The following is a 12,208-nucleotide window of genomic DNA, read 5'->3' as shown; positions in this document are numbered from 1 at the left end:
CTCTATTATAGTGATTTCATTGTTCCTTTTGGTAAAACTGATGTGATAAAGTCACGTTTGATCACAATTTCAGTTGTATCATTTAATTCTAATGCGATGTAACCGTTGTCGTTAACTTTTGACACGCGACCAATAATTCCACCACTGGTCAATACTTCATCACCTTTTGAGATTGACGCCATTAAATCACGATGTGCTTTGGCGCGTTTTTGTTGTGGGCGCATAATCATAAAATAGAAAAATAGACCAAACACAACTAACATAATCGGAAGAAAATAATCACCACCAGGTTGGCTACCATCTGCGGCATAAGCATTAGAAATTAAAAAGTCCATATAGGTCCTCTTGATTTAAATAAAATATTAAAGTTCGGAATTATAACACAATAAATAAATCTATTATTAACTATTTCTTATCAAAAAGTTTCATAAAAAATCGTGTTTAACATAAAGTAAAGTGTTTTAGTATTTTGATTAATATCTATTCGTTAACGGCATAATAATGGTGAATAAATATTAATTATGTAGTTAAATATTGCGCAACACTAACTAAGTTAAACAACCATTTAGGATAAACTCCACAAAGCAATGTTAATAAAGCACATAGCACAATAATCAATTCACTAATTCTAATATTAGCCCATTTTAATTTAATTGAAGATCCACTGGTCGCTTGATCATCACGGCTGATTGGTCTGATATAAAGATTGATAATTAGGCGGGCATAAAAGTAAAGCCCCAATGAGCTACCAATAACAATAGCAGCTACTAACCACCATAATTCAGCCGTTACGCCTAATAACACCAGTAAAAATCGCCCAATGAATCCCGCAGTTAATGGGACACCAGCTAAAGATAAAAAACCTACTCCCATTGATAATGCCAGAATTGGTCTTCGCCAAAATAGCCCTGATAGGTCGATTTCATTTTCATGATCTTGAAGCTCATCAGAATGAGAATCTAAACTGATCGCGCCTAAAATACAGATATTAGCTAAAATATATCCAATTAGGTAAACACCAATAGTTTCTAATGCAAGTACTTGATATTGCACTGCAATAAGTGCTGTTAATAAATAACCAAAATGCGCTATTGATGAATAAGCAAGTAATCGCTTTAAGTTACTTTGCATTAGTGCCAACAAATTACCCCATAAAATAGAACAAAAAGCCATCATTACTAAAATAATTCGGATGGTTTCATTGTTAACAATAGGTGCCAATAAAAACAGTCTTGCTATAGCACAAAAAACGGCAACTTTTCCGACTGTTGATAATAACAAAGCAACAACTGTTGGCGCACCTTGATAAACATCCGGTAACCAAAGTTGAAATGGGACGAGTGACAATTTAAAACCAATACCCACTAGCATTAAGCAAACACCTATCAGTAATAATGTGCTTGGGTAAGACATCGTTGAAAGCTGATAACTTAATCCACTAAAAGTTAGTTCCCCAGTTGTTGCATAATAAAAGGCTATCCCCATCAATAAAAACACACTCGCAACAGCCGATAATATCATGTATTTAACAGCCGCCTCTAATGAATGTGTTTGCGTATATTGGTAACCAATTAATCCTACAAATGGGATCGATAACAGTTCAATACCAATAAAAAATGCAATTAAATGGCTTGAGTATACGAGTGTTACACCACCTAATGTCATAAAAAGTAAAATTAAATAAAATAACCCATGATGTTTTTGCTCTTGCTTAAACCAACGATAAGCAAAACATGCAACCGCAATAGATATCATTAAAATCAAACTGGTATAAAGTAACCCATAGCCATCACAGGTAAAAAGCGCAGTGATATGATGTGCTTTCCACTCATTTGTTGAATTATCATCAATGCGAGAATTAGCATTAGTTTCAACATTTGTAGCTGTGTCAGTATTAATATCCGTATTGCTATTATTAGAATTATTGTTATTATCGATATTGTCGTTAATATTTATGTTCTCATTTCCATTCGCTGATCCACTCTCTTCATTTGGTACTGTATCAATTGCAATTGTTTCTTCACTTGATGAATTAGGTTCCTTAATAGGCTCTGAAGCAGGTACCGATATTTGCATATTATCACTGCTGATATCAGTAATAACTTGAGTACTAAACGAAATTTTATAACCAACTATTACAGAACACATCAAAGCACAGGATAATCCGCATACGGTTAAAATGGTGCAACATTTGGTATTTATTTTAAAAATAAATAATGAGAATAATAAAGCAATGATGGCAAAACTTAATACAAAAATCGGTGACAAAGCTATCATAAGTAATTATTCTCCCACTCGCTCTGTGGCTATATATTGTTGTGTTTGATTCACAACAGAATAAGACATGTCTAAGACCACTTGAGGATACAAGCCTATAAATATAAGGACAATTAAAACGCTTGATAATAATAAAACATCCTTTTTACTAAGTAGATGCTTTGCTGTAGGTACTTTATCAACAGAACCATAAAAAATTGGCTGCATGCGAACAATAAATGAAATAGATACCAATAATAAGCCAATTACTAACAAAATTGTATAAAAAGAGAAGGTGTTATAGCTACCAAGTAGCATCATATAATTACCGACAAAATTCGCCGTACCTGGAATACCTAATACAGCCAAAATAAAATATAAAGTAAACGAAGATAGGTAAGGTACTCGCTCTTTAAGCCCAACAAATTGGTTTATATTTCTGGTGGAATAACTTTCAACTAATAATCCACTAATTATAAACATACCAACGATGGCTAAATTGACGGCTATCATTTGTATAACCACCCCTTGATAAGCAATCACAGAACCACTATAAATAATTGCCGTAACAAACCCCATCAATGCGATATGAATATAAGCAATAAGTTTTTTAATATCGGTTTGATTAAATGCAAGTAAGGCCGCATAAACAACTGTAATTAAAGCAAAAACTAACATCAGCGGCATAATCGTGACCGAAGCATTAGGAAATAATGGTATAACAAATCGCAATAAACCAAACGAAGCTGTATTTAGTAATAATCCACTAACCATCATTGAGCCTGTGGTTGAAGATTCAATATGAGTTTCAATAAACCAGCTATGAAAAGGAACAAAAGGAATACGCACAATAAAAGCGGTCAAAAATCCTAACATAAGTAAAAATTCAGTATAACTTGAAATTGGAGTTTTGATTAATACCTGATAATCAAACGTCCAATGCCCGGTTAAGTTCCAGTTGATCAAGGCTAATGAAACAATTGAGATTAGCATGATTAGACTGCTTAGTTGGGTATAGATCAAAAATTTGCTAGTACCATTAAAACGTAATTGTGAGCTTGAATCTCGTCGTCCCCATAAAGAAATTAAAAAATAGATAGGAATTGCCACAGCTTCCCAAAATAAAAACATAAGAAATAAGTCAGTGACAACAAACAGCATCATAATAGCTGATGTCATAAACAATAAACATAAATAAAATAAGCCAAGATTATTTAGACTTTCTTTACTAGAATAGACAATCGTCAATAGTACAATAAATAGGGTCGAAGTGATAACAACTATAGATAGTCCATCTAAAACAAGATGAAAATGAATACCGAGTAAAGGTATCCATTCTAGGTTTACTTCCTGTACCCAGTTTGTACCTTGATTCGACACTTTCACCGCATCTATCCAAAATACAGTTACCATCAATAATGTAACGCAAATTGTAATAAGCGCTATAATTATTGGTAATTTTGACCAACGCATTTGTACATTGGCGGAAACAACGCCTCTTTGAAAACATACATGGCATAACCAACCAATGAATCCGCCTATTACAGGTAAAAAAACAAGCCATAACAACATGAATGATTACACCTTTTTAAATAAAAATCAGTAACATTAATATGATAATACTACCTATAACCATTGACAGCATATACCACCGAATTTGTCCATTTTCTAGGTCAACGATAAATGCGTTTACTTTCCTAATGCTCCACATAACCCAACCATCCCATAAAGCTAACGGATCTTTTTTTAACAAGTTAGCTAAATAGATATAAGGTTTAACAAATAGCGTATGCAATGCATAATCATAGCGCCAATCGCTATTACATAATCGCAAAAAGAATTTAATCATTGGTGTATTTAACACTTCTTTTACTTCGTTATTTGGACGCACATATAAAACATAAGCAATCAAAACACTTAACCCTGTTACCGCAGCTAACAGTATCTGGAAAGACAATTGTCCATCTGTGTTTAACTCAGCTATTGGCACTATGCCTTGAACGGGTAATGGAAAATAAATAAATAAAGCAGTAGGGAATACCAATAGTATAAAAATTGGACAGTAGCTTATCCATTTAGTTACTGCAAAATGATGCTGTTTTTGTTTGTGATAAAAGACCATTGAAATTAAACGCCAAATATTCAAACTAGAAAGTAAAATACCTAATAAACCAATGGTTCCAGATATTAATTTATCTTGAGCCATTAAGCCCAATATAATGTCTCCCTTGATATAAAATGACGATGAAATCCAAGGCATAGCACTAAGAGATAACATAATAAACAAAAACACCGCATACAGCATTGGAAACGATTTAATTAATCCACCAAGTTTACTTATATCACGTTCACCTTGACATTTTTTAATTAAAATTGATGAAGATAAAATTAATAATGTACTTGTTACAGCATAATTAATTAAGCAACTAAGAGACAAATTCCAACTCTGCGTTGAAAAGGCATAAAATAGATAGCTAATTTGCGATAAATTGATATAGGTAATAATTCTTTTAATATCATATTGCACTAAGGCAATAGTACTAGCAAATAAGATAGTCAACGATGAAATTATCGATATAATAGCAAGTACATCACTCGACATCATAAATAAGTTACTTAGCCTTAAAACTAAATACACTCCAGCTAAAATCACCGTTGAAGATTGTAATAAAGCTACTGCAGGCATTGGAGCTAACGTTGTTTGAACAAACCATGAATGCATAGGAAATAGTGCTGACTTACTCATGGCACCAAGGAATAGCATTAAAGTTATCCAAAATATAATATCTGAATCCACAGCTAAGTTTTCATGCGCCTGATTCAAAACATCATGGATACTTAATGTTTCAACAGTTTGATACAGTAAAAATATGCCAATAATTAAAAAGATATCAGTTAAATGCATAAGGATAAATGCCTTTACTGCTGCATAACCATTTCGAGCTTGTTTATAATAGATACCAATAAGTAAGTAAGTACTTATACTCACGCCTTCCCAACCAATTAACATAACAAACAGATTATCAACTAATACGATAGTTAATATACTGGCAATTAATAAATTACTGTAAGCATAAAAATTATAAATATCTTTGCTTGATGTCAAATAACAAGCCGCAAAGGAGTAAATCAAAAGACCAAAAAATGAGATTAAAACTAAAAAAGTTAGCGATAACCCATCCAACGTTAAAGAAATAGGTACCGTAAAATCACCTACAGAAAACCAATTCCACAACGTTCTGGTATAAACTAACGTCATATCAGGTACTGTATTTGAAGTAAAATCAATACATGAAAATAAAGTAATTAATGCAATGATTAATACGGTGCTAATACTTATAATCATTACATCAAGAGTTCGTATGTGCCTCCCAAGGCAAACTAATATTAGAAAAGAGAGCAAGGGAACAATAATAGTTAAATAAAGTAAATTCATCCTTTCATTTCGCTCAATGAATCAATATTAAAAATTTTTCGACGGTAAAATAGTTTCATCATTAACGCAAGCCCGACACAAACTTCAGCTAAGGTTGTAATTACCGCAAATATAGCAAGAATTTGTCCATCAGATTGTTGCCAATAACAACTTGCTGCAAACAATGCAACTATTGCCCCATTATTCATAATAATAAGGCTTAGCAATAAAAAATAAAAGTCACGCCGAATCATGACGCCTAATAGTCCGATAACAAATAAAACAGAAGCAAAAATAAGGCAATACGCAAGTGGAATCATATTATTTCTCCGACATAAGCCGATGCATAAAATGATAAGCAATGACGGCTGCACCAAATAATAAAAATACGGCTAATTCAGCCATCAAAATATATGCAAATATAGACATTTCATGTATTAAGTCATGGGATTCTTTTAGTTCTGAATAATTAGTATTTACTACACCATAAATAAGCACAACGAGTAAAATGAAAGCTAAGATTAATGGTCCTAACCAAATTTTAGGACTAATACCGTGTTTATTATTTTCTACATTATCAACGCTAATTTTCAAAACTGAGGCAACAAGTAAAAAAAGCGTTACCGATCCTCCAATAAATAACAGGATATACAAAATGGCAGAAAAATAGGCGCCAAGTTGAATAAATATGAAGGATGAAGCAAAAAGTGAAATAACAAGATATAAAATTGCTTTATCTATCCGTAAGCTACTAATCACTTTTACACTGGCAACGACAGCAATAATCGATGCGATATAAAAAACAGCGATCATTAAATAATCCAATATGTATTGATATATGGCGTTAGTATATACCCAAATCATATCAAGATACAGTTTGCCACACCGTATTCATTGAAAATAGACTTTTTAAGTGGGATTCCGATGACCACAACAAAATTAAATAGCGCTTTTTATTTGTCGATCTTTCGTGGTCAATATAATTAAAACAACTAAAAAAAATAAAAACCATAAAATTTTATTATTTAAATTCAAAGCAACATTGTTATAAAGTATATAACCTAATCAAATTAACTAATGATTATACCTATTTTGTTAAGTTGTCATTTGAGCCATACAGCTTAAGTACTTAGGGATAATAAAATCTAAGATGAGAAAATCATGAATAACCAATACTCCTCAATGCGAAGTAATGTCAATATGCTAGGTACTTTATTAGGCAATGCAATCAAACGTGCCACTGGTAATGAGACCTTTGATTTAGTTGAAAAAATAAGAAAATTATCGAAGTTGGCTCAAAAAGGAAATACACAAGCACATCATGAACTACTCAATTTAATTGAAAATCTCAATGATGATGATTTATTGCATGTTGCACGCGCATTTAATCAGTTTTTGAATTTAGTTAATACGGCTGCTGAGTATTATGGTATTTCGCCCCATGGTGAAGCATCTAGTAGTCCTAAAAAAATGACTGAATTATTCAGTACACTAAAAAACCTTAACTTTTCCAAAGAAACGATTACAAACGCAATTAACGAACTATCCATTGAATTAGTATTGACAGCTCATCCAACAGAAATCAATCGCCGAACAATGATCAATACTTATACGGCTATTAACAGTTGTTTATCCCAACTCGATCATAATGATTTAGCCGACTATGAAATAGAACGGATCATGCGTCGCTTAAAACAGCTAGTTTGTCAGGCATGGTATACCGATGAAATCCGAAAAAAACGCCCAACGCCAATTGATGAAGCAAAATGGGGATTTTCAGTCATTGAAGATAGCTTATGGGAAGGTGTGCCCCTATTTTTGCGAGAACTCAATGACCAGTTAGTTGATGCTTTTGATGAACAATTATCGGTTGATCATGTGCCAGTCAAATTCACCTCATGGATGGGCGGAGATCGTGATGGAAACCCTAATGTAACAGCAAAAGTCACAGAAAAAGTAATGCTACAAGCTAGATTAAAAGCTATTGAATTATTTTTAGCTGATATTCAAATACTTGTTCGTGAACTTTCGATGACAGAATGCAACGAATCGGTTATTGAACTATTAGATGAAAGTAATAAGACCGTTTCTGAACCTTATCGCGCAGTAATGAAACAATTACGAGCACGCTTAATTAAAACTCACAATTATATTGAAGCATTGCTAAATAATGAACGAGTATTACCGCCTAGTGATATTTTAATTAAAAATCAACAACTATGGACACCACTTTATATCTGTTATGAATCATTAATTGATAATGGCATGTCAACCATAGCCCATGGACCATTACTTGACACATTACGACGTATAAAAAGTTTCGGCTTACAATTGGTTAGATTAGATATCCGTCAAGACAGTTCAGTCCACACAGAAGCCTTAGACGCATTAACCAAAGAACTTAATTTAGGTAGCTATGCCCAATGGTCAGAAGAAGAAAAACAAACCTTTTTATTAACTGAATTACAGTCTAATCGGCCATTACTCCCATATAACTGGCAACCAACTGAAATGGTTCAAGAAGTTTTAGATACTTGTCGCGTTATCAAAAAAGCAGGAGAAGAATCAATCGCTTCTTATGTAATATCAATGGCTAAAGCGCCTTCTGATGTTTTAGCCGTTTACTTATTATTGAAAATCGTTGATTGCCAAAAAAATATTCCAGTTGCACCATTATTTGAAACATTAGAAGACTTAAACAATGCTAAATTGGTTATGCAAAAGTTACTGGAGATTCCTTGGTATCGCGATAAAATTCGCGGCAAACAGATGGTGATGATAGGCTATTCTGATTCGGCTAAAGATGCCGGTACACTTGCGGCATCTTGGGCACAGTATCGCTCACAAGAAGAACTAGTTAACTTATTTGAAAAATATAATACTAATTTGGTGCTATTCCATGGACGAGGAGGCTCAATTGGTCGCGGAGGAGCACCTGCTCATGCTGCGCTACTTTCACAACCACCAGGTTCATTAAAAGGTGGACTTAGAGTTACCGAGCAAGGCGAAATGATTCGTTTTAAACTTGGTCTACCTGAAGTTGCTCTCAGTAGTTTAATGCTTTATACATCAGCAATTTTACAAGCTAATTTATTGCCACCACCTGCACCTAAGCAAGCATGGCGCGATATCATGGACGAAATGTCTGAAATTTCATGCAACTGTTATCGTAGTTATGTACGTGAACGAACTGAATTTGTTGATTATTTTAGAGCAGTAACTCCTGAGGCTGAATTAGGTAGGTTACCACTAGGTTCAAGACCGCAAAAACGTCGAACAGGTGGAGGGATAGAAAGTTTACGTGCTATTCCATGGATTTTTGCTTGGACACAAAACCGTTTAATGGTGCCATCTTGGCTTGGTGCGGGTAACGCTCTTAGAGCAGTTATTGAAAAAGGTAAAAAAGATCTTCTTAAAGAAATGTATCATAATTGGCCTTTCTTTAATGCTCGTTTAGGTATGCTTGAAATGGTTTACGCCAAAGCGGCACCAAATATACACGAATATTACGAACAGCGTTTAGTCGATCAAGCCTTATGGCCATTAGGAGAAGAATTAAGGAATTTATTGACTCAGGATATCAATACAGTACTAACCATTACAGATGATATCAGTTTAATGGCTGATCTACCTTGGATTGCAGAATCAGTGGCTTTGCGTAATACTTATATTGAACCATTAAATCTGCTACAAGCAGAGTTATTGAGTCGTTCACGCACACACTGTGAACATCAAAATGTTATAGTAGAGCAAGGGCTTATGATTACTATTTCAGGGATTGCGGCAGGTATGCGAAACTCGGGTTAAAAAATAAAAAAGGCGCTAGCCTTTTTTATTTTTTAGGTAATAAATTATCTAAATAAGCTTTAGCGTCTTGGTCACCTTGCTCACTAGCTTTAGTAAACCAATAGATGGCGCGTTCCTGATCTTTATCAACTCCCTCGCCTTCTAGATATTTAATACCTAAATTATACTGAGCATCAACACTGCCTTGATCTGCTGCTTTTAAATACCATTCAACGGCTTTTTTCTCGTCTTTATCAACACCGCCACCTACATCATACATTACGCCAATGTTGTATTGGGCATCAGCATTGCCTGCTTCGGCAGCCTTGGTAAACCAATATGCCGCTTGCGTATTGTCGGGTTTAGAACCCGTGCCTGTTGCATACATAATAGCTAAATTATACATAGCTAGCACATGTCCATGTTCGGCCGCCTGTGTATAAAAATAGTTAGCAGCCACATAATCTTGGGTTAAGCCGTCGCCATTTTCAGACATTAGCCCTAAATAGTATTGTGCTTCGGAAATATTATCCTTAGCGGCTTTACTAAACCAATCAGCGGCAGTCATACGATCTTTCGTTACGCCATCACCAAAAAAATACATAATACCAAGGTTTAGATAAGCGTCATAAATACCAGCATCACCAGCTTGTGAAAAGTAATCAACTGCAGTTGATGTGTTTTTTTCGACACCTTCCCCTTCTTTATACATTAAAGCCAGATTATATTTAGCCAATGCATAATTTTGATCTGCGGCTAATTTAAAATATTTAAATGCCGCATCTAAATCACGTTTAGTCCCTAGACCACTTTGATACATAAATGCTAAGTTATTTTGTGCTTTAGCTAACCCTTGCTCAGCGGCCTTTTTGTACCAAAAAAAGGCACGAATATCACTCGCTTCAACACCTACACCTTGTTTATAGATACTTCCTAATGAATACTGTGCTTCCGCGTTTCCTTTTTCTGCAGACAAACGTAAAGAAGGGAGCAATGACTCTGTCTCTTGCAACTTTAATTGAGTATCATTTGATTGCGTCTTATAATCTGCTCCCATTGCGCTATAAGAAATGGATAACAATAATACTAATAGAATTTGGATTTTTTTCATATTTGTTTAATTATAATGACATTAATAATAATTATACATAAATGCAACAAAAGGGAATAGCTTTGTTTAATGCTTATCCTTTTGAAATTACATTTTTATATCAAATTTTGTTATTTTACTTAAATAAAAAATACACTACAGACCTAACCTATCCCAAATCTCATCAATACGAGCAACGATTTTTGGATCTTTTTTAATTAATTTTCCCCATTCTCGATTAGTTTCACCAGCCCATTTATTGGTAGCATCTAGCCCCATTTTAGATCCTAATCCCGAAATAGGTGAAGCAAAATCCAAATAATCTATTGGAGTATTATCAATAAATGTAGTGTCTCGATGAGGATCCATACGAGTTGAAATAGCCCACATCACATCCTTCCAATCACGCGCATTAATATCATCATCACAAACAATGACAAATTTGGTATACATAAATTGCCGTAAATAAGACCAAACCCCCATCATGACTCGTTTAGCATGACCAGGGTACTGTTTTTTAATTGTAACAATCGCAATACGATATGAACACCCTTCAGGTGGCAAATAAAAATCCACAATTTCAGGAAATTGTTTTTGTAAAATGGGGATAAACACTTCATTTAAAGCAAGCCCCATAACTGCAGGCTCATCTGGTGGCCTACCGGTATAAGTAGAATGATAAATCGCATCTTTACGACGAGTTAAGTGCGTCACAGTAAATACAGGAAATTGTTCAATTTCATTATAATAACCCGTGTGATCACCATATGGACCTTCTGATGCCAATTCATTAGGATCAATGTAACCCTCAAGAACTATTTCTGCACTAGCTGGAACCTCTAAATCATTGGATAACGATTTAACCACTTCTGTTCGGCTACCTCTTAATAACCCAGAAAAAGCATATTCAGGTAACGTATCAGGCACTGGTGTCACTGCACCTAAAATAGTTGCGGGATCAGCGCCAATAGCAACACTAACAGGAAATCTTTCATTAGGATGAACCTGTTGCCATTCGGCAAAATCAAGTGCACCACCACGATGAGAAAGCCAACGCATGATTAATTTATTTTTCCCTAAACACTGCAAACGATAAATACCTAAATTTTGCCGTTCTTTATAAGGACCTTTGGTTATTGTTAGCCCCCAAGATAACAGTGGTGCTACATCATCGGGCCAGCAATGCATAATAGGTAAACGAGTCAAATCCACTTCATCATCTTTAAAAATCATCTCTTGGCAGGGTGCTGATGAACGATGTTTAACCGGCATATTTAAGACTTGTTTATATTTAGGTAATACATTAAAAAATTGTTTTATACCTTTTGGGGGTTCAGGTTCACGCAAAAATGCCAATAACTCACCAATTTCACGTAAAGCAGAAGTATCCTCACGTCCCATTCCCATCGCAACACGTTTAGCTGTACCAAACAAATTGCATAAAACAGGCATATCATAACCAATTGGATTCTCAAATAATAAAGCCGGACCTTCATTACGTAAAACACGATCCGCAATTTCTGTCATTTCAAGATAAGGATTAACAGGGAAAGAAATTCTTTTTAATTCACCTTGCTGCTCAAGATAATCTAAAAAATCTCTAAAATTTGAAAAATTCATCTAACATTACTCCCTGTTACTGACTCATTCTCAGTTAACCT

General features: G+C 34.3%; 9 protein-coding genes. 1 reads left to right on the top strand and 8 read right to left on the bottom strand.

The genetic code is table 11. The features are described from left to right. Nucleotides 1-5 precede the first annotated feature (5 nt). The 6 genes from yajC to GQ596_RS04585 all read right to left on the bottom strand — a co-directional run bounded on the left by yajC (nt 6) and on the right by GQ596_RS04585 (nt 6,484). Nucleotides 6-335 (bottom strand): preprotein translocase subunit YajC, encoded by a 330-nt coding sequence (gene yajC / locus GQ596_RS04610; protein ID WP_160400514.1) that lies wholly within the window; start codon nt 333-335, stop codon nt 6-8. A gap of 184 nt (nt 336-519) precedes the next feature. Then, nucleotides 520-2,277: an NADH-quinone oxidoreductase subunit N gene (locus GQ596_RS04605; RefSeq protein ID WP_160400513.1), complete on the bottom strand. Its 1,758-nt coding sequence runs from the start codon at nt 2,275-2,277 to the stop codon at nt 520-522. Between the two features lie 6 nt (nt 2,278-2,283). Next, nucleotides 2,284-3,828, bottom strand: a complete 1,545-nt coding sequence (locus GQ596_RS04600) for a NuoM family protein (protein WP_160400512.1) — start codon at nt 3,826-3,828, stop codon at nt 2,284-2,286. A gap of 16 nt (nt 3,829-3,844) precedes the next feature. Further along, nucleotides 3,845-5,692 (bottom strand): NADH-quinone oxidoreductase subunit L, encoded by a 1,848-nt coding sequence (locus tag GQ596_RS04595; protein ID WP_160400511.1) that lies wholly within the window; start codon nt 5,690-5,692, stop codon nt 3,845-3,847. Then, entirely contained in the window at nt 5,689-5,991 is a 303-nt protein-coding gene (nuoK, locus tag GQ596_RS04590) for an NADH-quinone oxidoreductase subunit NuoK (protein ID WP_160400510.1), read from the bottom strand. Before nuoK ends, GQ596_RS04595 begins: the two co-directional genes overlap by 4 nt. 1 nt (nt 5,992) lies before the next feature. Further along, the gene (locus GQ596_RS04585) at nt 5,993-6,484 is read right to left on the bottom strand and encodes an NADH-quinone oxidoreductase subunit J (protein ID WP_160400509.1); all 492 of its coding nucleotides are present in this window, start codon (nt 6,482-6,484) and stop codon (nt 5,993-5,995) included. Nucleotides 6,485-6,832: 348 nt separating this feature from the next. Between GQ596_RS04585 and ppc the strand changes: the two genes are divergently transcribed. Further along, the gene (gene ppc / locus GQ596_RS04580) at nt 6,833-9,478 is read left to right on the top strand and encodes a phosphoenolpyruvate carboxylase (protein ID WP_160400508.1); all 2,646 of its coding nucleotides are present in this window, start codon (nt 6,833-6,835) and stop codon (nt 9,476-9,478) included. 25 nt (nt 9,479-9,503) lie between these two features. Here the strand turns inward: ppc and GQ596_RS04575 are convergent, their stop codons facing one another. Continuing rightward, nucleotides 9,504-10,568 carry an SEL1-like repeat protein gene (locus GQ596_RS04575; RefSeq protein ID WP_160400507.1) on the bottom strand — a complete coding sequence of 355 codons (1,065 nt, stop codon included), beginning with the start codon at nt 10,566-10,568 and terminating at the stop codon, nt 9,504-9,506. A gap of 135 nt (nt 10,569-10,703) precedes the next feature. Then, complete coding sequence (gene ubiD / locus GQ596_RS04570) at nt 10,704-12,167, bottom strand: 4-hydroxy-3-polyprenylbenzoate decarboxylase (protein WP_160400506.1); 1,464 nt, start codon at nt 12,165-12,167, stop codon at nt 10,704-10,706. Between the last annotated feature and the right edge of the window lie 41 nt (nt 12,168-12,208).

The sequence above is a fragment of the Gilliamella sp. Pra-s60 genome (genome assembly GCF_009795755.1).
Classification (GTDB): Bacteria; Pseudomonadota; Gammaproteobacteria; order Enterobacterales; family Orbaceae; genus Gilliamella.
Note: the sequence above shows the minus strand (reverse complement) of the source record. Positions and strands in the feature narration are given on the sequence as shown.

What these genes read in the sequence shown, in the direction of transcription:
- GQ596_RS04605 (WP_160400513.1), bottom strand. Translation starts at nt 2,277, where the DNA reads ATGATAGCTTTGTCACCGATTTTTGTATTAAGTTTTGCCATCATTGCT.
- GQ596_RS04575 (WP_160400507.1), bottom strand. Translation starts at nt 10,568, where the DNA reads ATGAAAAAAATCCAAATTCTATTAGTATTATTGTTATCCATTTCTTAT.
- ppc (WP_160400508.1), top strand. Translation starts at nt 6,833, where the DNA reads ATGAATAACCAATACTCCTCAATGCGAAGTAATGTCAATATGCTAGGT.
- GQ596_RS04585 (WP_160400509.1), bottom strand. Translation starts at nt 6,484, where the DNA reads ATGATCGCTGTTTTTTATATCGCATCGATTATTGCTGTCGTTGCCAGT.
- GQ596_RS04600 (WP_160400512.1), bottom strand. Translation starts at nt 3,828, where the DNA reads ATGTTGTTATGGCTTGTTTTTTTACCTGTAATAGGCGGATTCATTGGT.
- yajC (WP_160400514.1), bottom strand. Translation starts at nt 335, where the DNA reads ATGGACTTTTTAATTTCTAATGCTTATGCCGCAGATGGTAGCCAACCT.
- ubiD (WP_160400506.1), bottom strand. Translation starts at nt 12,167, where the DNA reads ATGAATTTTTCAAATTTTAGAGATTTTTTAGATTATCTTGAGCAGCAA.
- nuoK (WP_160400510.1), bottom strand. Translation starts at nt 5,991, where the DNA reads ATGATTCCACTTGCGTATTGCCTTATTTTTGCTTCTGTTTTATTTGTT.
- GQ596_RS04595 (WP_160400511.1), bottom strand. Translation starts at nt 5,692, where the DNA reads ATGAATTTACTTTATTTAACTATTATTGTTCCCTTGCTCTCTTTTCTA.